We start from the raw sequence: 24,551 nt of genomic DNA on the forward strand, positions 1-24,551 counted from the left end.
TGTTCGAGGACGCTCCGGATGCATGCGGAGCGTCCTCGAACAACCGGAGCGGTAACCCTGTACGCGGAGCGTCAGAGGGGCCAGTGGGTGTCCGTGCGGCGCTCGGCGATGTCCCAGAGTGCCGCGGCGAGTTCGTGATTCGAGGCCTCGGCGGTCCGGCCGGACAGCGTCGGCGGCCCCTTCAACCCGAAACGGCCGTCGACGCCGACGAAGCTGCCCGAGGGAAGCGGCTCGGTGAGCGCGTACAGCGTGGGCGCGGCACCGGCGTCGATGTCATTGGCGAACACACGTCCGACCGTCGACACGACGGCATGACCCACCTTCGCGATCGGTCCGTCACCGACGGACGACAGGTTCGACCGCACCCACCCCGGATGGGTCAGCGTCACCGATACCGACGACCCCGCCGCGCGCAGACGACGGTCGAGTTCGAGTCCCCACAGCATGTCCGCGAGCTTCGACTGCGCATAGGCGCGCTGGGCGTTCCACCCCGACCGCAGGTCGAGGTCGTCGAGACGCAGAGACGTCATCCGGTGTGCGTCGGACCCGACGATGACGATCGCCTCGCGCACGCGATCGGCGATGAGGTTCGTCAGCGCGAACGGCCCGAGGAAGTTGGTCCCGATGGTGGCCTCGAACCCGTCGACGGTGTCGCGGCGGGACACCAGCACGACTCCCGCGTTGTTCACCAGGATGTCGACGGGATCGGTGAGCCGGTCGGCGAACGCCCGCACGGTGGACAGGTCGGCCAGATCGAGATGGGAGACCTCGGTCGAGCCGCCGATCTCACGTGCGCGTCGTTCGCCGCGTTCGGTGTCACGGACGGCGAGGATCACGTGCGCCCCGGCCCGGGCCAGTGCGCGGGCGGTCGCGAACCCGACGCCGTTCGTCGCGCCGGTGACGATCACCCGTTGACCGGTCCGGTCGCCGAGTCGGTCGGGGCTCCACGGGCGCACGGGCGACGTCGTTGTCATGGACCCGAGGGTAGCGAGGTGGCCGGCGGGGCGGGCTGACACCGTGGGCAGTGGTAGAGCACCCGCTCCTCGGCGGTGTCGGGCCTGCCGAGGAATCCGCGCTCGATCGGTGTGCCGCACCGCATGCACGGACGGCCGCCGCGGCCGTACACCCAGTAGCGCCGGTTCCGCGTCTGGCCCGTGGTGGTGCGGATGCGGGCCTTGTTCGCGATCAGCAACCGATGGCACAGGTCGACCATCGCCGGCAGGTCCACGTCGCGCACCGGGGTGCGCGGGTGCACCCCCCGCAGGAAACACGCCTCGCACCGGTAGACGTTGCCGACGCCGGCCATCAGGCGCTGGTCGAGCAGGGCCAGACCGATCGGCCGGTCGCCGTCGCGGCCGAGGTTGACCACGGCGGCGTCGGGATCCCATGTCGGTCCGAGCAGATCGGGGCCGAGGTGGGCGAGGGCCTCGTCGGGGTGACGCAGCATCTCGCAGATGCCGAGGTCGAACCCGACGGCCTCGTGGGTCTCGGTGCGCAACACCAGTCGCGCGGTGTACGCGGGCTTCGTCCAGCGCGTCCCGACGGGGTGCACGCGCCAGACGCCCTCCATCTTCATGTGCGTGTGGACGGCCCAGTCGTCGCCGACGTCGACGAGGACGTGCTTGCCGATCGACCGCGCCGCCTCGACCGTCCGGCCGACGAGATCGACGGTGGCGTGACGCGGGACGCGGAACTGGCTGTACGCCAGCGTTTTCCCGGTGAAGGCAGCAGCGATCGACGCGGCGGCCTGATACGCGGTGTCACCCTCGGGCACGTCAGCGGGCCATGTGACGCAGACGGATCCCGCGCGGGGTGGCGGTGAAACCGGCCTCGGTGAAGACGGTGGCCGCCGGGGTGCCGAGGACGGTGGCCCCGTCGACGCGTTCGATCTGCAGGCGGTCGACGCGCCCGGCCCGCACCGCGTCCGCGAGGGCGGCCGCGGCGGCGGGCAGGTTGTCGTCGCCGAACGTGAGGACCGTCTTGCCGCCCCGCTCGACGAACAGCGCCAGACGCCCGTCGACGAGGACGACGAGTGCACCCGGTTTGCGGCCGGGGCGGTGGCCCTCGGTCTCCGGCCACGGCAGGGTGGCGCCGTAGGGGTTGGCCGGATCGCAGGAGGCGACGACGACACCGCTGCCCTCGCCGCTGTCGCTGTCCGAGCCGCCGCGGGTCCGGCGGTCGTCGGTGACGTCACCGGCATGCTCGCGCAGGGCGTCGACGGTCGACACGGCCGCGAACTGTGCGCCCCCCAGTCCGTCCACGAAATAACCGCGGCGCACCTTGCCGCTGTCCTCGAACCCCGACAGGCCGCGGTAGATCCGGGCGAACCCGCCCATGATCTCCTCGGTCATCACCGCGCCCTTGGTGACGACGCCGTAGCGCTCGAGGAGTTGCTCGCAGAGTCCGTGGGTCTCCACCGTGGCATCGGTGACCCGGGCGTCGAAGGCGTACCAGCGCCCCGTGACCGTCGGGGGAGCGGCGCGCGTCACCGCGGGGTTCGCGGTGAGGTGGCGGGTGGTCAGGCGATGCGCCCGCAGGCGCGGCGGTCGCGCTCGTTGCCGATGCGCAGGGGTGCCGCGCGGCCCCGAGGACCGGCGACCGAGCAGAGCGCGGACCGGGGCGTACGAGTCGTTGCCGACCCGCCCGGTCCACACGAGGTCCCACAGGGACCGTTCCAGGTCCTCGTCCGACGGCACCGGGGTCGCGGACTCCGGCGCGCGTGGCGCGAGGAGCTGACGGAACTGGTACGCGCCACCCGCGGCGAGGCGCTCGAGGATCTCCTCGTGGACGGCGGTCGAGTCGAGGGCACCCGGCTCGCCGACGGTGAGGGGCGCGAGGTCGGCGGGGTGCAGCGCGATCCAACCGTCCGAGGAGCCGAGCGCGCCGTGCCCGGACCAGACCACCTCACCCGAGGCGATGAGCTCGTCGAGCATGGCCGGGCTGTAGCCGACCACACGGGAGGGCAGGATCAGCGTCTCCCAGGCCGATGCGGGCAGTGGGACGCCGGCGAGTTGGTCGATCGCCGCCGCCACACCGTCGACGCCTCGGAGGCGGGTGCGGTCGGGGCCGGTCACGTGCTGCCAGTCGAGGAGGAACCGCGTGAACGCGTCGGTCGGGACGGGCGCGATCTCGGCGCGGCTCGCGGCCAGTGACGCACGCCGGATCTGTGACAGCACCTCCGTGTTGCACCACTGACGGGTGTCGCCGGCCGACCCGCCCGGCAGGTCCGCGCGGAAGTCGCCCTCGACCACCCTGCGCTCGCCCGCCAGTCGGGCGAGGGTGTCGCGGACGACCGCGGGCGCGAGACCGAGTGCCTCGGTGACCTGCCGACCGGTGAACGGTCCGTGGGTCCGGGCGAAGCGCGCGACGAGGTCGCCCACGGGGTCGTCGACGGGTTCGGTGAACGCGGCCGGGACACCCTGCGGCGCGGGGATGCCGAGCGCGTCGCGCAGTCGGGAGGTGTCCTCGACGCCGGCCCACAGCACCCGTCCGCCGTGGTTGACGGTGATGATGCGACCGGTGACGTGCAGGTTCTCGAGCAGTGGTGGGATCGCGTCGGCGGGGTCGGTGTCGTCGTCACGCGTGTCGAACCGGTCGGCGATCTCGGCGTCGGTGAGCGGGCCGAGCCACCGGAGGAGATCGGTGATCCCCTCCGCGTCGTGGGCGCGGCGGTCGGGGTGGGTGCGCTGCAGGCGCGCCTCGACATCGGTGATGACGGCGGGGTCGAGCAGTTCCCGCAGGTCGATGCGACCGAGCAGCTGGGCGAGCAGCGCGGTGTCGAGGGACAGTGCAGCGGCCCGACGCTCGGCGAGCGGCGCGTCGTCTTCGTACATGAAGGCGCCGACGTACCCGAACAGCAACGACGCCGCGAACGGTGACGGCGTCTCGGTGGCGACCTCGACGATGCGGATCGTCCGCCCGCTGACCGATCGCAGCAGGTCGACGAGGGCGGGCAGGTCGTAGACGTCCTGCAGACACTCGCGCAACGTCTCCAGGATGATCGGGAACTGCGGGTGGCGGGCGGCCACCTGCAGCAGCTGCGCACTGCGTTGGCGTTGCTGCCACAGCGGTGCCCGGCGGCCGGGGTTTCGGCGCGGAAGCAGCAGGGCGCGGGCCGCGCATTCGCGGAACCGACTGGCGAACAACGCCGATCCGCCGAGCTCGTCGGTGACGATGTCCTCGATCTCGTCGGGGTCGAGCGCCACGATCGACGCACCGGGGGGTTCGTCGTCGGTGTCGGGCAGTCGGATGATGATGCCGTCGTCGGAGGCGGTGACCGCGCCGTCGACGCCGACGCGGTCGCGCAGACGCGCGCCGATCGCCGACGCCCACGGCGCATGCACCCGCAATCCGTAGGGCGAGTGCAGGACCAGGCGCCAGTCGCCGAGCTCGTCGCGGAACCGTTCGAGCACGAGGGTGCGGTCGGTCGGGAGATGCCCGGTCGCCTCGCGCTGCTCGGAGATGAGCGACACGAGGTTGTCGCGCGCGAACGCGGTGAGGCCGAGGTGTTCGGTCTGCGCGGTGAGCGTCGAGGTGTCGCCGCGGGTCAGGGCATCGCCGACCTCGCCGATGAACGCGCCGATCGCGCGACCCAGTTCGCTCGGGCGGCCGACGGCGTCGCCGATCCAGAACGGCAGCCTGCCGGGGACGCCGGCGGCGGGGGAGACCAGTACGCGGTCGTGGGTGATGTCCTCGATCCGCCAACTCGACGCGCCGAGCGCGAACACGTCGCCGACGCGGGACTCGTAGACCATCTCCTCGTCGAGTTCACCGACACGCGTGGCCTTCTCGCCCACCATGAACACCCCGAACATCCCGCGGTCGGGGATGGACCCGCCCGAGGTGACCGCGAGGCGCTGCGCGCCGGGCCGGCCGGTGATGGTGTTGGCGTCGCGATCCCACACCACGCGGGGCCGCAGCTCGGCGAACTCGTCGGACGGGTAGCGCCCCGACAGCAGGTCGAGGGTCGCCTCGTACACCGACCAGGCGAGCGTCGCGTACGGCGCCGCGCGGCGGACCGTCTCGTACCAGTCCTGCACGTCGAGGACGTCGACGGCGCTGGCGGCCACGGTGTGCTGGGCCAGGATGTCCAGCGGGTTGGCCGGGACGGCGATCTCCTCGATGAGTCCGTCGCGCATCCGTCGCACCGCGACCGTCGCGTGGACGAGGTCTGCCCGGTGCTTGGGGAACACCACGCCACGGCTGATCTCACCCACCTGATGACCGGCGCGTCCGATCCGTTGGAGCCCGCCGGCCACCGACGGCGGCGTCTCCACCTGCACGACGAGATCGACTGCACCCATGTCGATCCCGAGCTCCAGCGAGCTCGTCGCGACGACGCAGCGCAGCCGACCGGCCTTGAGGTCGTCCTCGATCAGTGCGCGTTGCTCCTTCGACACCGACCCGTGGTGGGCACGGGCGAGGACCGGTGGCGCGCCCTGGCTCGACCCGCTGCCCATCACGTAGGCCGGTGCCCCGCCGGGGACGGCGTCGTTGCCGTCGGTCTCGAGGTCGACACCGGACCGCTCGGCATGGATCTCGTTGAGGCGGGCCGTGAGTCGCTCGGCGAGGCGTCGGGAGTTGGCGAACACGATGGTCGACCGGTTCTTCTCGACGAGGTCGACGATGCCGTTCTCGACGTACGGCCACAGGGAGCCCGCGGTGGGGGTCATCTCGTCGTCGAGGTCGTCCACACCGGGCGGAGGTGGGATGTTGGCCATGTCCGGAACCGGGACGTCGACTGTCAGGTCGAAGGTCTTCTCCGCCGGCGGCGCGACCACGGTGCAGGGCGCCGACCCCGCGAGGAACTGCGCGACCCGCTCCGGCGGGCGGACCGTCGCCGACAGCCCGATGCGCTGCGCGGGCCGCTCGAGCAGGGCGTCGAGCCGTTCCAGTGACAGGGCCAGATGGGTACCGCGCTTCGTCGACGCGACCGCGTGCACCTCGTCGACGATGACGGTGTGCACCTCGCGCAACGTGTCCCGCGCCGACGAGGTCAACATCAGGAACAGCGACTCCGGCGTGGTGATGAGGATGTCCGGCGGGGTGCGCAGCAGCTGACGGCGCTGCGTCGTCGGGGTGTCCCCCGATCGGACGCCGACCGTGATGTCCGGTGCCGGCAGGCCCAGCGCCGCCGCCGACCGCTGCAGGCCCGCCAGGGGCGCGCGCAGGTTGCGTTCGACGTCCACGGCGAGGGCTTTGAGCGGCGAGATGTAGAGGACCGACGTGGTGTGCGTACGGGTCTCACCTCCGCCGGACTCCCGGGCGAGACGGTCGAGTGCCCACAGGAACGCCGACAACGTCTTGCCGGACCCCGTCGGGGCGACGACGAGCGTGTGGTCACCGTCGGCGATGGACGACCAGGCACCGAGCTGGGCGGCGGTGGGCGCGGCGAAGGCACCGGTGAACCAGTCGCGGGTCGGCGCGCTGAACCGTTCCAGCACCTCGGCGGTGGCCGTGCTCATCGGTCCATCATCCCCCGTGGGTACGACAGGCATTCCTGCCGCCGTCTCGCGGTGTTGACCAGCAACGATCCCGACCCATAGGGTTCGGTGCAGCCGAGCGGCTGGGGAACTCCGGTGAGAATCCGGGACGGTCGCGCCACTGTGAGACGAGCGGGAGACCGCACGTCGAGTCAGATCGCCACCGCACGGCTTTCTCATCCGCACCACGTGGGACGCGCCATCCCACGAGAGGAGTTCGACCCATGTCCCAGACCTCCACGCTGTCCGCCGGTCGCGGCACGGCCCGGATCCTCCAGCTCGACACACCCGACGTCTCCGTCATGGAGACCGCACTGTGGCTCACGGCCACCACCGCACTCGCCGCGCTGGCCTACTACTTCATCGGTTACGACCAGGGCGCGGTGTCGGTCTTCGGATCCGACACCCACGTCCACGAGTTCGTGCACGACGCACGGCACTTCCTCGGCTTCCCCTGCCACTGAGCGGGAGACGAGCAGATGGAGAAGAAGTTCATCGGCGGCGGGCTGATCGCAGGTCTCGTCGCCGGGATCGTCGCGTACGTGTTCGCGCGTGTGTTCATCGAGCCACAGGTCGCGAAGGCCATCGACTACGAAGGCGGCCGCAGCGCCGCCGAGGAGATGCTCGCGGGCGAGCACGGTGCCCACGAGCACGGCGAGGTGTTCACCCGGTCGGTGCAGGAGAACATCGGGGCCGGAGTGGGGTCGGTGGTCTTCGGTCTCGCCATGGGCGCCCTGTTCGCCGTCGCGTTCACCGTCGTGTGGGCGTACGTCGGCCGTCGTCACCCCCTGGTCGACCCGCGGTGGGTCGCCGCCGCACTCGCGTTCGGTGGGTTCGTCGCGGTCTACCTGGTGCCGTTCGGGAAGTATCCGGCCAATCCGCCGGCCGTCGGCGACGACGACACCATCGGGGCCCGTAGCGGCTCGTATCTCACGATGACGCTGGTGTCGGTCGCTCTGGCGGTCGCCGCCGTCGCGCTGGCGTTCTGGCTGCTGCCGCGTATCGGCGGCCTGTGGGCGCTGGTGTCGGGCGTGGCCACCTACCTGGTCGGTGTCGCGGTCGCGATGGCACTGCTGCCGTCGTTCGACGAGGTGCCGACGGCACTGCGGTCCGCCGACGGCACCATCGTCTTCCCGGGCTTCCCCGGCGACGTGGTCGGCGACTTCCGGTTCCTCTCGATCGCGAACCAGATGATCCTGTGGTCCGTGCTCGGGCTCGCGTTCGCGATCGTGCTCACCCGGATCGGCCGCCACGCCGAGGCCGGCCGTCGGTCGACGGGTGCGCCGGCCGGGTCGCTGCGCTGAGGGTCACCCTCGTCGCCGCGGGACGCACCGGCCCCAACCGGGCGCTGTCCTTCGGCGGCGAGGGCGGTCCGCTCGACGATCGCGGCCGCCGCGACGTCGCCGCGCTCGGAGTCCGGGTCCCGCTCGTCCACACCGGTCCCGAGCGGTCGGTCGTCGAGACGGCCGCGCTCCTCGCCGAGGCCCACGTCGTCGACGAGGCCCTGCGGAGCATCGACCTCGGATCGTGGGTCGGCCGACGCCCGGACGAGATCGCGCCCGCCGAACTCGGGTCGTGGTTCGCCGATCCCGACGCGACGCCGCACGGCGGTGAGTCGGTCGCGACGTTCCTGGAGCGGATCGAACGGTCGCTCGTCGCGCTGCGGGCCGACGGCCCGGTGGTCGTCGCCGCGAAGCCTGTCGTCGCGGCGGCTGTCACCCTGCACCGCGGTCTCGGGGCGTCGGGATTCCTCGGCGTCGACATCGCCCCTGCCACGACGTGGACGGTGGACATTTCCATCGGCGGATGACATCGTGGCGGGCAGAAACTGAAACATCATTCAGTTCACGGCGGACACGACGAGGAGTGGCATGTACGAGTGGTCCGAGGAAGACCTGATGATCCGCGACGCACTGCGGGGTTTCATCGACAAGGAGGTGCGTCCGCACCTCGACGAGCTCGAGACCGGCGTTCTCCCGCCCTACGACATCGCCCGCAAGCTGTACACCACCTTCGGGGTCGACCAGATGGCCCGGGAGGGTCTCGAGCGTGAACTCGACTCCGAGGCCACGGGAGAGGCCAAGCCCGGTGCCGTCAGCGGCGGGATGGGCGACAGCACCTTCATGCTGCTCAACACCGAGCTCGCCGGCGTCAGCCTCGGCATCATCGCGTCCCTCGGCGTCTGTCAGCTCACCGTCGGCACGATCCGGTCGAAGGGCACGCTGGCGCAGAAGAAGCGGTGGCTCCCGGAACTGGTGACCCTCGAGAAGATCGGGGCCTGGGCGATCACCGAGCCCGACTCCGGCTCGGATGCATTGGGCGGCATGAAGACGACCGTCAAGCGCGACGGCGACGACTACATCCTCAAGGGCCAGAAGACGTTCATCACCAACGGCCCGTACGCCGACACGATCGTCGTGTTCGCGAAGCTCGACGAGGGCGACGGGACGCCGATCCGTGACCGCAAGGTGCTGTCCTTCGTGCTCGACAAGGGCATGGAGGGCCTCACGCAGGGTAAGCCGTTCAAGAAGATGGGCACGATGAGCTCGCCGACCGGTGAGCTGTTCTTCGACGACGTGCGCGTGTCCAAGGACCGTCTCCTGGGCGAGACCGAGGACACCGGCGCGGACACGCGTGGCGGCGAGGGCGCGAAGGCCGGCTTCACGATGGAGCGGGTCGGGATCGCCGCGCTCTCGCTGGGCATCATCAACGAGTGCCTGCGGCTCTCGGTCGACTACGCCCGCAACCGAACCCTGTGGGGCAAGAACATCGGGCAGTTCCAGCTCATCCAGCTCAAGCTCGCCGAGATGGAGATCGCGCGGATCAACGTGCAGAACATGATCTTCAGCGCCCTCGAGCGGGGCAAGGACCGCAAGTCGATCAGCCTCGCGGAGGCGTCGGCGATGAAGCTGTACTCGTCGAAGGCCGCCACCGACGTCGCCATGGAGGCGGTTCAGCTCTTCGGCGGCAACGGCTACATGGCGGAGTACCGCGTCGAGCAGCTCGCCCGTGATGCGAAGTCGCTGATGATCTACGCGGGCAGCAACGAGATCCAGGTGACCCATGTCGCCAAGGGGTTGCTCGCCGGCTGAGACGGACCGGTACGCACGACGACGGCGCCCGCTCCTCGCGAGAGGAGCGGGCACCGTCGCTGTCGCCGACTTCCCCGACCGTGCCGAAACCGCTCGCCGACCGTGCCGACGACGACCCCTCAGCCCACTCGGCGGTGGGTCTCAGCCCACTCGGCGGGATCGCCGTCAGGCGCCGATCGCGCGACCGATCTGCGGCCACGAGCGGTGCAGCTGGTCCTGCCAATACAGCCACGAGTGCGTCCCTCGCGGCGGGAAGTCCGCGGTGAACGGGATCCTCAGCGCAGTCAGACGATCCGCCAACTGGTGGGTGCACTGGTTGACCGCGGCCTCGATGGGCCCACCGAGGATGATCTGCTGATCCAGGCTCATGCCGGGCTGGATCTTCGCCGGTGTGTCGTACTCGCCGGGCAGACCCGACGCGCTGGAGATCCACAGGCTGAGCCCGCGCAGCTTGGCGGCGTTGATGATCGCGTCGTGGGCGCGCCAGCCGGGGCCGTTGTACGGGCCCCACATGTTGACGGGATTCGCACCGCCGCGTGACGAGACGACCAGCCGGACGTACGCCTGACCGGCGGGCCCGGCGGTCGACGCGCACCCGCTGTAGGCGCCGACGGCCTGGTAGAGGCCGGGGTGCTCGATCCCGAGGTCCAGCACGGACGTACCGGACGACGAGATGCCCGCGATGGCGTTGCGGCCGGACCCGTTCAGCGCCGTGTCGATGATCGGCGGCAACTCGGTGCCGAGGAACGTCGACCACTTGTTGCGCCCGAGTACCGGGTCGTCGCGCTCCCAGTCGGTGTAGTACGTGTACGCACCGGCGTTGGGCGTCACCACCGTGACGTTCTTGTCCGCGAAGAACTGCACCACGTCCGTCTGCCGCTGCCACGTCGCCGCGTCCTCACCGCCGCCGGCGCCGTTGAGCAGATAGAACACCGGGCGGGGCTTGCTGCGATCCTGCGGCAGGATCACCGACAACGGCACGTCCCGGTTCATCGCGGCGGAGTGGACCGTGATGTCGAGGCGGCGCGCGTCGACGCGGGTCACGGAGACGAGTTCCGACCCGTCGGCGGATCGCGCGCCGGGTTGCGGCAGCGCGGTGTCGGCGCCGGCGACCGCCGTGGGGGCCAGCATGCCGGCGACGAGCGCCGCGGTGGCCAGCGCGACCTGCGCGGCTCGGCGCCGACGGACGCCGCGCCTGGCGACCGGGGTGATGGAAGTGAGCACTGTCGTCCCTAACTGTCGCGAAAACCGCCCCCGCGGCACCGGTGTCGTCACAGCCGGTTCCGATCGACCCGGCGAAACTCTACTCGACCACGCGCAGACCGAGAGCGCCGTCGGCGAAACGGGTGACAGCACCCCGTCCGGCGGCGAGAGCGTCCTGCGCGCCGTCGGCCGGGGTGGTGCCCGTCTGCAGGCGTGCGGTGTCCCCGGCGGGCACGAGCACGATGAGGGCGACCATCTCACCGGTGGTGGGTACGCACACCGCCCACGACAGGCGGCTGCCGTCCCGCCATCCCCGCGCGGCGCGGGCGACGGCCGCGGACGGCGTGTCCCCGTCGAGTACGCCGTCGTCGAGGAGGGTGCGCAGGGCCGGTACGTCGGTGACGCGCTCGTCGTCGCGCAGCGCCCTCAGGTACCAGGCGCCGGCGTTGATCTCGACCGGGTCCATCGCGTCGGTGCTCATCGCGACCGGGTCACGTCGGTGCTCATCGCCACGGCGTCACCGACCCACCGATCACTTCAGTTCGAGCAGGACGGTGCCCTGGGTGACGGCGGATCCGGGCTCGACGGCGAGGCCGGTGACGACACCGTCCTTGTGCGCGGTGACCGGGTTCTCCATCTTCATCGCCTCGAGGACGACGACGAGCTCACCCGCGGTGACCTCCTGGCCCTCGGTGACGGCGACCTTGACGACGGTGCCCTGCATGGGTGCGGCGATCGCGTCGCCGGACACGGCGACGTTGCCGCCCTTGGCGCGGGTGCGCGACTTCGGCTTCGCGCGCTGGGCGCCTGCGTGGGCGGCGCCACCACCGTTGCTGCTCGCGAGGGCGAGGTCACCGGGGAGGGACACCTCGACACGACGTCCGCCGACCTCGACGACGACGGTCTGCCGGGGAGCGGCCTCGTCCTCGGAGATGGGCTGTGCGCCGGTGTAGGGCTCGATGGGGTTGTCCCAGTCGGTCTCGATCCACTTCGTGTAGACCTCGAAGCCGTCCTCGTCGCCGACGAAGGCCGGGTTGGACACGATGTGCCGGTGGAACGGCAGCACGGTGGCGAGGCCCTCGACCTCGAACTCGGCCAGTGCGCGGCGTGAGCGTTCGAGCGCCTGCTCGCGGTTCTCGCCGGTGACGATCAGCTTGGCGAGCATCGAGTCGAACTGGCCGCCGATCACGTCGCCGGCGCGTACACCGGAGTCGACACGGACACCCGGCCCGGTCGGCTCCTTGTAGACGGTGACCGGCCCGGGCGCGGGCAGGAAGTTGCGGCCGGCGTCCTCGCCGTTGATGCGGAACTCGAAGGAGTGCCCGCGCGGGGTCGGGTCCTCGGTGATCTCCAGCGGGAGGCCCGCGGCGATGCGGAACTGCTGGCGCACCAGGTCCAGACCGGAGGTCTCCTCGGTGACCGGGTGTTCCACCTGCAGGCGGGTGTTCACCTCGAGGAACGACACCAGTCCGTCGCTGCCGACGAGGAACTCGACCGTGCCTGCGCCGTAGTAGCCGGCCTCGCGGCAGATGGCCTTGGCCGAGGAGTGGATCTTCTCGCGCTGCTCGGGGGTGAGGAACGGCGCGGGTGCTTCCTCGACGAGCTTCTGGAAGCGACGCTGCAGCGAGCAGTCGCGGGTGCCGGCGACGACGACGTTGCCGTGCTGGTCGGCGATGACCTGGGCCTCGACGTGACGGGCCTTGTCCAGGTAGCGCTCGACGAAGCACTCGCCGCGACCGAACGCCGCGACGGCCTCGCGGGTCGCCGACTCGAACAGCTCCGGGATCTCCTCGATCGTGTACGCGACCTTCATGCCGCGACCGCCGCCGCCGAAGGCCGCCTTGATCGCGACCGGGACGCCGTGCTCCTGCGCGAACGCGACGACCTCGTCGGCGTTGGCCGCGGGGTCCTTGGTGCCCGGGGCCATCGGGGCGTTGGCCTTGAGGGCGATGTGGCGGGCGGTGACCTTGTCGCCGAGGTCGCGGATCGACTGCGGCGACGGGCCGATCCAGGTGATGTCGGCGTCGATGACGGCCTGGGCGAAGTCGGCGTTCTCCGACAGGAACCCGTAGCCGGGGTGGATGGCGTCGGCGCCGGACTTCTTCGCGGCGTCGATGATCTTGTCGATCGCCAGGTACGACTCGCCGGAGGTCTGGCCGCCGAGTGCGAACGCCTCGTCGGCCAGGTGCACGAACAGCGCGTCGGCGTCGGGCTCTGCGTAGACGGCCACACTCGTCAGGCCGGCGTCGCGTGCTGCGCGGATGACGCGCACGGCGATCTCACCGCGGTTCGCGACGAGAACTTTCGTGATCACCGAACTGGCGTGACTGGGCACTTCGTCTCCTGTGGGTGCGGCGGGCGAGTCTGCGGTCGTGCAGCCCGACCAGCACCCTAACGCACCGAGCGTTTGATCGGTCGGGTGCCTGTCAGCGCGGCGCGAAGGTGCTGTTGTCGCCCACGGCGCGGACCACTTCGCCGAAACGGACGAGGAATCCGCTGACCTCGGAGTGCATCGGGCCGGTGGCGGGGAACCGCGCGGAGATCCGGACACCGGACGGTGTCCGGTTCACCCAGATGTAGACCTCGTCGGGGGAGTAGTTGTGGCTGCGCATGACCCGGGCGCCGCCCGCGTCGGCGGCGGCCGCGTCGGGTGCGTGGCGGGTGTCGATGAACGAGACGACGAAACTCGGGTCGCCGCCGTACCCGAGCAGTTCGGTGACCTTGAGCAGCGGCACGTCCGCGGCGACCCGGGTCTGCCGCAGCGCTGCCGTCGCGCGTTCGACGAGTGCGGTGAACGACGAGGTCCCGCCGGAGTCGACCGCGACGGGTGTCACCGAAACGAACCATCCGAGGGCCCCGAGCCATCGCCCCTCGGTCCGGGTGTGGCGCGGGGTGACGCAGCGGAAGACGTCGCCGCCGCCGCACTCGCGGTAGGCCACCGCGAGTGCGGCGAGGATGCCGGCGAACAGCGACCCGCCGGCGGCGACGCAGACGGCGGTGAACCGGTTGGCGGCGTCGTCGTCGAGGAGTTCCAGGGTCACCGACGACTGGGGTGGCGCGGACCCGGCGGGATCGATGTCGCCCACGGCCGGGTCGGCGAGGTCGAACCGCGGCATCCTGCGGTCGTTGGCGTCGAGGTAGTCGGCCCACGTGCGCACCGCGGGGTGCTCGGCGTCGACGTCGTCGGCAGACCGGCGTTCCTGCGCGCTGAAGTCGACGTAACTCCCGACGGGTGCGAGCTCGGGCTCCCGACGCTCCCGGGCGGCGTGGTAGAGCTCGGAGAGCTCGTGCTGGGCCAGGATCAACGAGTACCCGTCCAGCAGCGAGTGGTCGCCGGCGAAGAGCAGCGTGAACGAGCGTTCGCGGGCGACGGTGGCGAAGAGGTAGGCGGGCCACTGCAGCGGCGCCGTCGCGCGGTCGAACGATCCGGCCAGCTGGTCGAGCAGCGGACCGGACTCGGCGTACCAGCCGACCCGGCCCATCTTCAGGCGCACCGATCCGCGGGGGGTCGTGAGGCGTTGCAGCCCACCGTGTTTCACCACGACGTGGCTGCGTAGCACCTCGTGCCGGTCGATCCAGCGGGTCAACGCCGCACGGATCGCGGGCACCGACATCGGTTCGTCGAACTCGATCGCCAGCCCCAACCACGACTCCCGGCCGCCCTCACGGCCGGTGCGCCAGCGGTGCTCGAGGGCCGCCCGCAGGTGCACCTCGTGGTTGTGCGAGGTGGACCGGGCGTCGGTCTCCCAGTGCGCGAAACCGCCGACCGTGGTGGGGGACCACTCGACCAGACCGCCCGGGGCGACCGGGTGGTCCATCATCTGGATGAACTTCATCTCCCGGGGCCGCCTGCGTCAGCGACGCGCTCGGGCGATCTGCGTCTTCACACGGGCGAGCATCCCCGCCATCCCGCGGAGTCGCAGCGGACTGACCACCGACGCCAGTCCGAGGTCGGTGTAGAAATCCGGCGGCACCGCCAGGATCTCGTCGGCGGAGGCGCCGTCGAGCCCCTGGTGCAGGATCGACGCGAACCCGCGGGTGGTCGGGGCCTCGGGGGGTGCGCTGAAGTACAGGCGCACCGCGTCGGCGTCGGAGGCGTCGACCGAGAGGAACACCGGTGACTGGCACTCCGGTACCGGTTCCATGGCCTCGGTCGCCAGATCCTCGGGCAGGTCGGGCAGTTCACCTGCGAACTCCAGGAGGAGGGTGACGCGGTCGGACTCGGTGAGGGCGCCGAAGTCGTCGACGATCTCCGCCAGCGCCGCCGGCAGGGTCACGGCGTGCCGGGTTCGTCGCCGGTGACGATCGGGGCGCGCACCGCGTTGCCCCACTCCGTCCACGAACCGTCGTAGTTGCGGACCCGGCTGAACCCGAGCAGGTGGGTCAGCACGAACCAGGTGTGCGACGACCGTTCGCCGATGCGGCAGTAGGCGATGGTCGGGGTGTCCGGCGACAGGTCCCCGTAGATCTCGTCGAGTTCCGCGCGGCTGCGGAACCGTCCGTCGGGTGCGGCCGACTTCGCCCACGGGATCGACAGGGCCGTCGGGATGTGGCCGCCGCGCAGGGCGCCCTCCTGCGGGTAGTCGGGCATGTGCGTGCGCTCGCCGGTGTACTCCTGCGGCGAACGGACGTCGACGAGCGGCTCGGTGCCGATCGCGCTGCGCACCTCGTCGGCGAAGGCGCGGATCAGCGAGTCGTCACGGTCGACGACCGGGTAGTCCGACCGCGGGTACTCGGGGACGTCGTAGGACGTCTCGCGGTCCTCGGCGAACCACGCCTGGCGCCCACCGTCGAGCAGCCGGACGTCGGAGTGTCCGAACAGGGTGAACACCCACATGGCGTAGGCGGCCCACCAGTTGCTCTTGTCGCCGTAGACCACGATCGTGTCGTCGCGACCGATCCCCTTGCTGCGCATGAGTTCTGCGAACGCCTCGCCGTCGATGTAGTCGCGGGTGACGGGGTCGTTCAGGTGCAGGTGCCAGTCGATCTTCTGTGCGGTCGGGATGTGTCCGATGTCGTAGAGGAGGACATCCTCGTCGGACTCGACCACCTTGAGGCCCTCGGCACCGATGTGGGCGCTCAACCACTCCGTGCTCACCAGGCGCTCGGGGTGCGCGTAGGCGGCGAAGGCGGGGTTCGGGTCGGTCGGGACGGTCACTGCGGGCTCCGTGGGTCGGGACGGGCCGGCGAGAGGAGGAGTCCGCCGGCGGTGCGGCGTCGCCGACCGCGGGCACACGGGCTCGGCGGGGCGACGGGGATCAGCCTAGTGCGCGCGTCGGCGACTCGGGCGCCGTCGGCATCCGCGTGGCGATCGCGACCACGGCGTCGAGGAACACGCCGACCACGCGCCGGGCGGCCGGTGTGTCGGGATGGCGGGTCCGCAGCGCCAGTCCCGCGTCGGTCCGGGAGACCCAGATCTGCACGTCGTCGGCCCTGGTGACGTTCGAGATGTGGTGGGCGTCGAGGCCGGCGTGATGCTGTGCGCCGGGCAGTCGCCGGTAGTCCACGTACGACACCATGAAGACGTCCGACCGGGCGAACGTGATCCCACCGACCGCCGACAGCACCGCCGGGATCGGGATCGCACCCAGTGTGACTGCCGACCGCAGGTCGATCCCGGTCGCCGCGACCGTGGCGGCGAGGTCCGCCCGGGGACGCACGGTGATGGGGGCGTTTGTCGTGAACCACCCGACGGCGGTGTCGCGTCGGGCGGTACGGCGGGTGTGCATGGGGAACAGCAACGACAGCTCGTCGCCGAGCCCGATGTCGCGGGTCGCGTGGGCCATCGCGGCCAGCACGCCCGCGAAGGTGGACGCGCCGAGGGCCAGGCACGTCGACTCCAGGCGGTCGGCGGTGTCGGCGTCGGCGAGTGGACGCAGGTCGACGGCCTGCTCGGCATCCTCGCCCGGTGGCAGACCGAGATCGGCCGGGAACGACGGCGGCGTGTTGTGGTGGTGGGCGAAGAACGCCCGCCAGCCCTCCATGGCCGGGTGGCGGGCATGGTCGGAGTCGTCCTCCGCCTCCTCGGCGCAATGCCCCAGGAAGCTGCCGACCGGACCGAGTCGGGAGGGATGGAACGCTCCGGGCTCGGTGCGGTAGCCGTCGTAGAGCACCCGCAGGTCGTCGACGACGACCGCCATCGACCACGCGTCGACGTGGGCGTGGTCGAACCCGCAGATGATCGTCGACCGGTCGTGCCGGTCGATCGCGGCGAAGCAGTGGTCGGGTTCACCGAACGGCGCGCACGATCCGGTCAGCATCCGCCGTACCGCCTCGTGGGCCTCCCGGGGTCCGGAGGTCTCGATCGGCGGGTCCGGGACGAGCCGCATCCGCGCGACGTCGTGGACGCGACGGGTGATCCGGACCCCGGTGCCCGCGGTGCCCGCCGTGTCCCCGGTGTCCCCTGTGTTCTGGGCGACGAAGCCGCAGCGCAGGGTGTCGTGGCGCCCGACGAGGGCGGCGAACGACCGTTCGAGGGCCTTGTGGTCGACCGGACCGTCGACGTCGAACGCCGCGGCGAGGAACACCGACCGGCCCGGCGGCGCGCCCCGCGCCGCCTCGAGGTGGAAGCGCTGGTTGAACGACGGCGGTATGCCGGACGTGACCCACGAGGCGTCGGTGAGATCGATCCGCCAGCGGGTCAGCGGACCCGGCCGCGGGGTGAAACGGTCGATCGTGGTGACCTGCATCGCGCGGTCACCGCCTCGCGGCCGGCGGGGACGGGATCGCCGTGTGCGCAGCGGCTGCGACGGAGTCGGCGGGCGCGAGGACGCGGTCGCCGGTCTCCGCGATCTCGGCGAACACCGCACGCAGGCGCCGGTGGTACGCCGCCAGCCGTTCCTGGGCGAGAGGGGTGTCGGGGGTCTGCGTCCCGAGGTACATGCCGTGGTCGTCACGGTTGACCCACAGCGACGCGTTCGCCGTGCGACCCTCGCCCGTGGTCTGCATCCCGCGGTCGTAGGCGGGTGTGCCGGCGAGCGGGAACCGGCGGAAGTCCAGATAGGACAGCAGCTGTGGGGTGACCATCGCCTCCGTCGGGTCGGCTCCGTCGGCGACGAGGGCGGCCATCACGGTCCCGACGGGGACGTACGAGGCCTCCTCGCCGCGGACGCATGCGTCGCGCGCCCGGTCGAGGAGGTCGGTGAATGTGCGCGCACCGGTCAGATCGAACGCGATCGGGGCGAATCGACAGAACCAGCCCTGGGCGAGGTGCACACCGGCGAGGTCGCGGTCGCCGAGCGCGGTGATGCCGAACCAGTCCGGCGCACCGGTGGTCTCGTGGTCGACCGCGGCGATCGCGGCGACGACCCCGGCGGTGACCCCGGTCCCGTGCGCACGGCACACGTCGGCGAAGCGGTCCGCGCCGTCCGCGTCGAGCACGTCGAACCGGATGCCGCGTACCGGTGCGGTCTCGCCGGGTGCGAGACCGAGATCCACGGCGCATCGCGGCATCCGGCGGTCGTGGGCTCGCAGGACCTCCAGCCAGTGGTCGAGGCCGGGCGACCCCTCGCCGTGGTGGGCCGCGCGGGCGCGTTCGGCGTCGGCGTACGCCAGCGCCGATCCCGCGGCCGCGGAGGCGAACGGCCCGGGCTCGGTGCCGTCGCGTTCGGCGACGTAGAGATCGGTCAGTTCCGCGAGCACCATCGCCTGGGAGACACCGTCGGTGAGGGCGTGGTCGCAGAACCAGAACAGCGTGAACCCGTGGTCGCGGACCACGACACCCACGCGGAACCCCGTCCAGTCGAGCGCCGATGCGCGCTGCCCGAACTCGGCGTCGACGAACTCGGTGAAGCGCCGCGCGCCCACCATCCCGGTCCTCGGGGGACCGCCGCGGACCCACCCGTTGTCGTCGAGGTGGGCGAGATCGGCTGCGGCGAAGGCGACGTCCTCGGGTGCGACGAGGTGCCGTGTGACCACCCCGTCGGTGACGTCGAACCAGCTGCGGAGCCCGTCGTGGCGGATCACGAAGCGGCGCAACGCCCTCGTCAACGCCGCCGTGTCGAGACCGCCGTCGATCTCGGTGGCGGCGGCGAGGTAGACGGCGTGCCGCCCGCCTCGGCGTGCCACCGCGGCGGTGCCGTGCAGGTGGCCCTCCTGCAGGAGTGACGGCGGTGTGGGGTGCGCGGGTGCGGCCCGGCCGGCGGACGTCGACGCCGCGGTGGGGTCGATCGCGACGATCCGGCCGCGTGCCGGCGCCCAGTGCCCGAGGCGGTCGATCATCATGCGCTGATCTCCGTCGGTGTCGCCGCCGCCGAGAGCACCCGGTCGGCCTCGGGCCGGCGTGTCCGTTCGAGTCGGTCGGCCGCACCGAGGTCGTCGGCCAGGGCGGCGGCCGCCTCGTGCAGGGCGTGCAGGTGACGGTGCACCGCGTCGGTCGCCGCCGGGGTACTGGGGAATCGCGCCGACACGGAGATGCCTGTGGGGGACCGCACGATCCACAGGTAGACCTCGTCGTCGGCGGTGGACGCCCCGCGCAGCGTGCGGGCCCCGCACTGCGCCCAGTCCTGCGACCCCGGGATGTGGCGGGTGTCGATGTAGGACACGACGAACCGCGGGGTGACGTCCGACCCGATGATCTCGGCGACGCGCGGGTAGGGGTAGGTCGCGAGCTCTCGACGCCGTCGGACCTCGGTGGCGGCCACCGCCAGCCGGTCGTCGACACTCGCCGCGGCGGTCATGTCCAGGTGGATGGGCACCATCCCGACGAACCACCCCACCGACGCGCGGTAGCGGGGATCGCTGCGGGTGTGCAGCGGCATCACGAAGGCGGTCGATGCCGACCCGCTCAGCCGACGCGTGGCGTCGGCGAGGGCGGTGAGGACGACGGTCTGCATGGTGTGCCCGCGCTCGCGCGCCGCGGTGTTGATCGCGTCGGCCTCCGTGGCGGTCATCACCCAGGACGACACACCGCTCTGGTGCCTGCGGGTGGAGCGCGCGCGGTCGACGCGACCGACGTACGGGAGTTCGTCGGCGTGGATGTCGAGGGGGAAGCCGGGGAAGCGGCCACCGTTGTCGCGCAGGAAGTCCCGCCACTCGACGACGGCGGGATGCCCGGCGTGCAGGGCGCTCGCCGTGGCGTGATCGGTGGCGCTGAAGTCGACGTGGCTCCCGACCGGCCTCGGGTCGACCGGGATCCGCCGGACGGCGCACCGGTAGAGATCCTGGATCTCGCCGATCGCGAGCAGCATCGAGTAGGCGTCCATCACCGAGTGGTCCGCGCCGAACGCGAGGAGGAAGCGGTCGTCGCGTCGCGACGCGTCGGTGATCGGGGCGTGCTCGACCGCGGGTTCGCTGATCGTCGCGGCCACACAGTGCGGCCAGTGCCACGGTGAGAGCCGATCGAACATCCCCAGCAGGTGTTCGTGTACGCGCGTACCGGTGCGCAGACTGCCGACCACCGTCGGCGTCACGACGACGTCGTCGGTGAGCGTCATCCGGGTCGGCGACGCGGGGTCGTCGCGCACCGTGGTCCGGAAGACCTCGTGCCGGCGCATCCATGCGCCCAGGGCGACCTCGACCGCGTCGGCGTCGTAGGGGAGCGGGATCTCGAACACCGCACCCAGCCACGACCCGGCCGGTTCGCCGGCATCGGTTCCGGCACGGGGGTCGAAGACCTCGACCCCGCGACGGCAGTAGTCCGCGTGGATGGGGGTCAGGGGTCGATCGTCGGAGACCCAGGTACCCGCACCGCCGGGACCCGCAGGCCTCGGCACCCACTCGGTGAGCACACCGCCGGTCAGCGGGTAGTCGGTCAGCTCGGTGAATTCCACTGGTGCAGGCTCCATCTCGACAGGTGCAGGCGGATCGCGATGCGGCCCTTCGGGGTGTGTACGAGATGGTACGGGCGATTCGGACTTTCCGTTCGGTCGAGTAACGAGTGGCTTTTGTCACTCGGTGGTCCCCGATCGTGGTCCCGCCACATCGGCCGTCGGCCGCACCGACGTCGAGTTCGGCTGCTGTGCTGGGTCTTCCGGTGCCGGCGACGGCGGACGCGCCCAGGACGGGCGGGCGGGTTCGACCCGTCGTGTGAACGGGGTGTTACCGACAGTGGCCGACCGCACAGACGATGGGCCGCAGCGGTTTCAGCGCCGCGCGCTCGTCGCGCGCGACCCGCACACGCTCGCTACCGTGACACATGACCTGCGGGCAACCGCCGCGGGCGGTCCGCAGCGGAAGGACGACCCACCTGTGACACCGGTGAGCGAGACGCCCGCGATCGAGACGCGGGCGCTGGTGAAGACGTTCGGTGAGAACCGGGCGGTCGACGGTGTCGACCTGACCGTCGCACCCGGGACCGTGTACGCGGTGCTCGGTCCGAACGGCGCGGGCAAGACGACCACCGTGCGGATGCTCGCGACCCTGACGCGGCCCAGCTCCGGGACGGCCCGGGTGTTCGGGGTCGACGTGGCCGCCGACCCCCGCCGGGTCCGCCGGATGATCGGTCTCACAGGGCAGTACGCGACGGTCGACGAGGGGATGACGGCCACCGAGAACCTCGTCGTGTTCGGCCGACTGCACGGCCGGCCCCGTCGTGCCGCACGCGCGGACGCGGCCGATCTGCTCGACCGTTTCGGTCTCGGCGCCGCGGCGGGTCGACGGGTCAGCACGTTCTCCGGTGGGATGCGCCGACGGCTCGACCTCGCGGCGAGCCTCGTCGCGCGCCCGCCGCTGCTGTTCCTTGACGAACCGACGACGGGCCTGGATCCGCGGACGCGCCACGGGATGTGGGAGACCGTCCGGGAGCTCGTCGCAGACGGGACGACGGTGCTGCTGACCACTCAGTACCTCGAGGAGGCCGACCAGTTGGCCGACCGCATCGCCGTCATCGACCACGGCCGAGTCGTCGCCGAGGGGACGGCCGACGAACTGAAGGACGCCGTCGGCACCGAGCGGCTCGATCTCGTCCCGGCCGATCCCGCCGACGTCGCCCGGACCGTGGCTGTGGTCGCGCGCCACGCGCCCGGGGCCGTCGCCACGAGCGACGGACGGGGTGTGTCGGTGCGTCCGCCCTCGACCGCGGTCCTCGGTGCGATGGTGACCGCGGTGGCACAGGCGGGGATCGAGGTCGCCTCGATGTCGGTGAACCGGCCCAGTCTCGACGACGTGTTCTTCGCCATCACCGACAGCGACCGCCCGGCCGGGCGCTCGGAGGACGCCGCATGACCCGAGGAGTCGCCGCATGACGCTGTCGGACATCGAGGCCCGTTTCCATCCGGCCGCCACCAGGTACGAGGCTCCGGGCGGCGGGGTGGGCGAGGCGGTCGCCCAGTCGATGACCCTCGCCGGTCGGGGACTCCTGCGGATCCGTCACAGCCCGCACCACCTGTTCGACGTCGTGATCCTGCCGATCGTCTTCACGGTCATGTTCTCGTCGTTGTTCGGCGGGGCCATCGCCGGCGACGTCGTCGGATATCTGCCCATCCTCGTGCCGGGGGTGCTGGTCCAGGTGGTGCTCGCGGCGTCGGTCTCCACCGGGGTCCAACTGCGCGAGGACATGAACACCGGTGTCTACGACCGGTTCTCCGCGATGCCGATCGCGCGGATCGCACCGTTGGCCGGATCGTTGTGCGCCGACGTCGTGCGCTACGCGGTCGCGGCGGCGGTGACGGTCGCGGTCGGCATGGTCATGGGGTGGCGCCCGGGGTCCGCGGTGGGGGTCGTCGCGGCCTGCCTGCTGGTCGCGGTGGTGGCGTTCGCCATCAGCTGGATCTTCGCGTTGCTCGGTGTGATGCTCTCGACCGCCTCGTCGGTGCAGGGCGTCTCGATGATGGTGCTCATGCCGCTGACGTTCGTGTCCAACGCCCTGGTCCCGGTCGCGACGATGCCCGGGTGGATGCAGGCCTTCGCCGACGTCAACCCCGTCTCCCACCTCGTGTCGGCGGTGCGGGAGATGAGCGGCGGTGTCTACACCGCGCAGATCATCTGGTCGCTGCTGGGCGCGGCGGTCGTCCTGGCGGTGACCGTCCCGATCACGGTGTCGCGCTACACACGCCGAGACTGACGCCGCCGGAGACGTTCCGGTTCAGTGCATCCCCGGTCTCAGGACACCCCCCCGGGGCTCAGGGCATCCCGCGCTCGGTGGTCGGACGCAGCAGTGCGCGGACACGGAATCCCCGCGCCTGCGGATCCCACGAGCGGATGAGCAGCAACCGGGCGATGTGGACGACGACGACCCACGGCACGTAGAGGGTCACCGCACCCAGCCCGAGCAGGAGACGGCGGTGCAGGAACATCGTCCGCGGCAGGCACACCATGTACCGGGCGAAGGAGACCACGCCGGTCTCCATCCGTCGCGGTGACACCCCGACGGTGAGGTGCGGCAGGAAGGCGTTGCGGCCGCCGGTCTCGGTGACGCAGAGACCCATGTCGACATCCTCGAACACGTCGCGGCGCATGGCGACACGGTCGCGGATGGCCAGCCACGCCGAGCGGCGCAGGGTCATGTTCGACCCGTAGAGCACCGCCACCGAGCGAACGTCGTCGGCGGTGGCGTCGCGGCGCGAGACGAACGGGACGACGCGGCCCACACGGTCCTTCAGCCGGGCCATCGCATCGCCATAGGGCAGTCCGTATGCCTCCCCGCGGCCGCAGAGTGCGCTCCACCGGAGATCGGTGTCCGCGCGGAGGAAGTCGACGATGTCGGCGGCCCACCGCGGGCCGACCATGGTGTCGGCGTCGATGCGCGCGATCGCCTCACCGGTGGCGGCGTCGAGACCGGCGTTGCGCGCGAAGACCAGCCCCTGGCGGGCCTCGTGGATCAACCGGACCCGGGGGTCGCGCCGGGCCCGATCCTGGACGACGGTGGCCGTCGTGTCGGTCGAGTTGTTGTCCACGACGACGATCTCGTGGATGTGCTCGGACTGCGCGAGGAGGCGGTCGAGGCAGTCGCCGATGACCTCCTCCTCGTCGTAGCACGGGATGACCACGGAGAGCGTCGTCACGTCGGTCCCCTCCTGGGTCGCCGGTCGAGGCGATCGAATCGGTTGCACAGCAGTGCATCCGACCCTAGGCCAGCTCGCCGGTCCCGGCGCGGTGAGCGGCCCGTCGGGTGGCCGGTGTCACTGTCGCTCGACGAGGTCGGCCACTGCACGCACTGCCTCGGACGCGGGCACGAGCCGACGCGCGAGGTCGACGGCACGAGAACGGGTCGCCGGGGAACACACCTCGTCCAGCGCGGCACGCAGGGTGGGTGCCGTCACCGACGACAGGCGTAGTGAGCCGCCGACGCCGGCGCCCCGCAGCGCCCGTCCCCACAGCGGCTGGTCGGCACCGAGCCAACACACCACGGCGGGGATGCCCGCCCGCAGTGCGGCGGCGGTGGTCCCGGCGCCGCCGTGGTGGATCGCGGCCAGACAGCGGGGCAGAACGGAGGCGTGGTCGACGGCCGGGACGACACGGATCCGTTCGTCGTCGTCGTCGCGGGTGAAGACCCCGCCCCATCCCGCGGTGACGAGCACCCGGTGTCCGGCGGTCGCGGAGAGGACCGCCGCCCGCAACCGAGCCGGGTCCGCGACGGACATGCTGCCGAAGCCCACGTACACCGGCGGCGGTCCCTCGTCGATCCAGCTGTCGAGGGCTCCGGCGTCGTCGGTGGGTGGGTCGATCGCCCGCGCGGTGTCCGGGTCGACGCCGAGGAACCCGACGAGGGGCCGACGCGGTCCCCAGTCGTCCGCGAGACCCGGGAACAGGAGCGGGTCGTAGGCCTGGACCTCCGGGAGGCCCTGTGCGCCAACGCGAGCCGCCGTCGGCCCCCGCGCGGGCCGCAGCCCGGCTG

At 71.6% G+C, this 24,551-nt stretch carries 20 protein-coding genes and 1 riboswitch; of the genes, 6 read left to right on the top strand and 14 right to left on the bottom strand.

Features of this window, described 5'->3' with window-relative positions; genetic code table 11:
* Nucleotides 1-71: 71 nt before the first annotated feature.
* Genes ACXVUM_RS15285 through ACXVUM_RS15295 form a run of 3 tightly spaced genes read right to left on the bottom strand, consistent with a single transcriptional unit; the run spans nt 72 to nt 6,464 of the window.
* Nucleotides 72-974 carry an SDR family NAD(P)-dependent oxidoreductase gene (locus tag ACXVUM_RS15285; RefSeq protein ID WP_458522624.1) on the bottom strand — a complete coding sequence of 301 codons (903 nt, stop codon included), beginning with the start codon at nt 972-974 and terminating at the stop codon, nt 72-74.
* Nucleotides 971-1,774 carry a DNA-formamidopyrimidine glycosylase family protein gene (locus tag ACXVUM_RS15290; RefSeq protein ID WP_458522625.1) on the bottom strand — a complete coding sequence of 268 codons (804 nt, stop codon included), beginning with the start codon at nt 1,772-1,774 and terminating at the stop codon, nt 971-973. The genes ACXVUM_RS15285 and ACXVUM_RS15290 overlap by 4 nt, the downstream gene beginning before the upstream one ends.
* Nucleotide 1,775: 1 nt before the next feature.
* A complete protein-coding gene (locus ACXVUM_RS15295) occupies nt 1,776-6,464 on the bottom strand; it encodes an ATP-dependent helicase (protein ID WP_458522626.1) in 4,689 nt (1,562 codons plus the stop codon).
* Nucleotides 6,465-6,542: 78 nt separating this feature from the next.
* Nucleotides 6,543-6,700: riboswitch (adenosylcobalamin (AdoCbl) riboswitch) on the top strand.
* A gap of 6 nt (nt 6,701-6,706) precedes the next feature.
* On the opposite strand from ACXVUM_RS15295, the gene ACXVUM_RS15300 reads away from it, so the two are divergent.
* From ACXVUM_RS15300 to ACXVUM_RS15315, 4 genes are all read left to right on the top strand, one after another.
* A complete protein-coding gene (locus ACXVUM_RS15300) occupies nt 6,707-6,946 on the top strand; it encodes a CbtB domain-containing protein (RefSeq protein ID WP_458522627.1) in 240 nt (79 codons plus the stop codon).
* Between the two features lie 15 nt (nt 6,947-6,961).
* A complete protein-coding gene (locus ACXVUM_RS15305; RefSeq protein WP_458522628.1) occupies nt 6,962-7,786 on the top strand; it encodes a CbtA family protein in 825 nt (274 codons plus the stop codon).
* Nucleotides 7,681-8,292: a histidine phosphatase family protein gene (locus ACXVUM_RS15310; RefSeq protein ID WP_458522629.1), complete on the top strand. Its 612-nt coding sequence runs from the start codon at nt 7,681-7,683 to the stop codon at nt 8,290-8,292. The genes ACXVUM_RS15305 and ACXVUM_RS15310 overlap by 106 nt, the downstream gene beginning before the upstream one ends.
* Before the next feature lie 61 nt (nt 8,293-8,353).
* Complete coding sequence (locus ACXVUM_RS15315; protein WP_458522630.1) at nt 8,354-9,574, top strand: acyl-CoA dehydrogenase family protein; 1,221 nt, start codon at nt 8,354-8,356, stop codon at nt 9,572-9,574.
* Nucleotides 9,575-9,739: 165 nt separating this feature from the next.
* Here ACXVUM_RS15315 and ACXVUM_RS15320 read toward each other — a convergent pair whose 3' ends face one another.
* The 9 genes from ACXVUM_RS15320 to ACXVUM_RS15360 all read right to left on the bottom strand — a co-directional run bounded on the left by ACXVUM_RS15320 (nt 9,740) and on the right by ACXVUM_RS15360 (nt 20,547).
* Entirely contained in the window at nt 9,740-10,705 is a 966-nt protein-coding gene (locus ACXVUM_RS15320; RefSeq protein WP_458522892.1) for an alpha/beta hydrolase, read from the bottom strand.
* Nucleotides 10,706-10,877: 172 nt separating this feature from the next.
* Complete coding sequence (locus ACXVUM_RS15325) at nt 10,878-11,243, bottom strand: hypothetical protein (protein ID WP_458522893.1); 366 nt, start codon at nt 11,241-11,243, stop codon at nt 10,878-10,880.
* Nucleotides 11,244-11,309: 66 nt separating this feature from the next.
* A complete protein-coding gene (locus tag ACXVUM_RS15330) occupies nt 11,310-13,112 on the bottom strand; it encodes an acetyl/propionyl/methylcrotonyl-CoA carboxylase subunit alpha (RefSeq protein WP_458522631.1) in 1,803 nt (600 codons plus the stop codon).
* A gap of 91 nt (nt 13,113-13,203) precedes the next feature.
* Complete coding sequence (locus ACXVUM_RS15335) at nt 13,204-14,613, bottom strand: condensation domain-containing protein (protein ID WP_458522632.1); 1,410 nt, start codon at nt 14,611-14,613, stop codon at nt 13,204-13,206.
* 18 nt (nt 14,614-14,631) lie between these two features.
* Nucleotides 14,632-15,054, bottom strand: coding sequence for a SufE family protein (locus ACXVUM_RS15340; RefSeq protein WP_458522633.1), 423 nt, complete (start codon nt 15,052-15,054; stop codon nt 14,632-14,634).
* Nucleotides 15,051-15,935: a sulfurtransferase gene (locus ACXVUM_RS15345; protein WP_458522634.1), complete on the bottom strand. Its 885-nt coding sequence runs from the start codon at nt 15,933-15,935 to the stop codon at nt 15,051-15,053. Before ACXVUM_RS15345 ends, ACXVUM_RS15340 begins: the two co-directional genes overlap by 4 nt.
* Before the next feature lie 100 nt (nt 15,936-16,035).
* Nucleotides 16,036-17,466, bottom strand: coding sequence for a condensation domain-containing protein (locus ACXVUM_RS15350; RefSeq protein WP_458522635.1), 1,431 nt, complete (start codon nt 17,464-17,466; stop codon nt 16,036-16,038).
* A 7-nt stretch (nt 17,467-17,473) separates the two neighbouring features.
* Nucleotides 17,474-19,000: a condensation domain-containing protein gene (locus tag ACXVUM_RS15355; protein ID WP_458522636.1), complete on the bottom strand. Its 1,527-nt coding sequence runs from the start codon at nt 18,998-19,000 to the stop codon at nt 17,474-17,476.
* Nucleotides 18,997-20,547, bottom strand: a complete 1,551-nt coding sequence (locus tag ACXVUM_RS15360; RefSeq protein WP_458522637.1) for a condensation domain-containing protein — start codon at nt 20,545-20,547, stop codon at nt 18,997-18,999. The genes ACXVUM_RS15355 and ACXVUM_RS15360 overlap by 4 nt, the downstream gene beginning before the upstream one ends.
* Nucleotides 20,548-20,974: 427 nt before the next feature.
* Here ACXVUM_RS15360 and ACXVUM_RS15365 point away from each other — a divergent pair, with 427 nt between their 5' ends.
* Nucleotides 20,975-21,940, top strand: coding sequence for an ATP-binding cassette domain-containing protein (locus ACXVUM_RS15365; RefSeq protein ID WP_458522894.1), 966 nt, complete (start codon nt 20,975-20,977; stop codon nt 21,938-21,940).
* 16 nt (nt 21,941-21,956) lie between these two features.
* On the top strand, nt 21,957-22,778 hold the full coding sequence (locus tag ACXVUM_RS15370) for an ABC transporter permease (protein WP_458522638.1): 822 nt from the start codon (nt 21,957-21,959) through the stop codon (nt 22,776-22,778).
* 58 nt (nt 22,779-22,836) lie between these two features.
* On the opposite strand, the gene ACXVUM_RS15375 is transcribed toward ACXVUM_RS15370, so the two are convergent.
* Both ACXVUM_RS15375 and ACXVUM_RS15380 read right to left on the bottom strand, forming a co-directional pair.
* Nucleotides 22,837-23,718 carry a glycosyltransferase family 2 protein gene (locus tag ACXVUM_RS15375; protein WP_458522639.1) on the bottom strand — a complete coding sequence of 294 codons (882 nt, stop codon included), beginning with the start codon at nt 23,716-23,718 and terminating at the stop codon, nt 22,837-22,839.
* A gap of 117 nt (nt 23,719-23,835) precedes the next feature.
* Nucleotides 23,836-24,551, bottom strand: a 716-nt coding sequence (locus tag ACXVUM_RS15380; protein ID WP_458522640.1) for a glycosyltransferase, incomplete at its 5' end; no start/stop codon positions are given.

The sequence above is a fragment of the Williamsia sp. SKLECPSW1 genome (assembly GCF_054332755.1).

Coding starts and splice junctions, on each gene's coding strand:
- ACXVUM_RS15295 (WP_458522626.1), bottom strand. CDS start 6,464: ATGAGCACGGCCACCGCCGAGGTGCTGGAACGGTTCAGCGCGCCGACC.
- ACXVUM_RS15325 (WP_458522893.1), bottom strand. CDS start 11,243: ATGGACCCGGTCGAGATCAACGCCGGCGCCTGGTACCTGAGGGCGCTG.
- ACXVUM_RS15315 (WP_458522630.1), top strand. CDS start 8,354: ATGTACGAGTGGTCCGAGGAAGACCTGATGATCCGCGACGCACTGCGG.
- ACXVUM_RS15285 (WP_458522624.1), bottom strand. CDS start 974: ATGACAACGACGTCGCCCGTGCGCCCGTGGAGCCCCGACCGACTCGGC.
- ACXVUM_RS15370 (WP_458522638.1), top strand. CDS start 21,957: ATGACGCTGTCGGACATCGAGGCCCGTTTCCATCCGGCCGCCACCAGG.
- ACXVUM_RS15320 (WP_458522892.1), bottom strand. CDS start 10,705: ATGCTGGCCCCCACGGCGGTCGCCGGCGCCGACACCGCGCTGCCGCAA.
- ACXVUM_RS15305 (WP_458522628.1), top strand. CDS start 6,962: ATGGAGAAGAAGTTCATCGGCGGCGGGCTGATCGCAGGTCTCGTCGCC.
- ACXVUM_RS15335 (WP_458522632.1), bottom strand. CDS start 14,613: ATGAAGTTCATCCAGATGATGGACCACCCGGTCGCCCCGGGCGGTCTG.
- ACXVUM_RS15355 (WP_458522636.1), bottom strand. CDS start 19,000: ATGATGATCGACCGCCTCGGGCACTGGGCGCCGGCACGCGGCCGGATC.
- ACXVUM_RS15300 (WP_458522627.1), top strand. CDS start 6,707: ATGTCCCAGACCTCCACGCTGTCCGCCGGTCGCGGCACGGCCCGGATC.
- ACXVUM_RS15350 (WP_458522635.1), bottom strand. CDS start 17,466: ATGCAGGTCACCACGATCGACCGTTTCACCCCGCGGCCGGGTCCGCTG.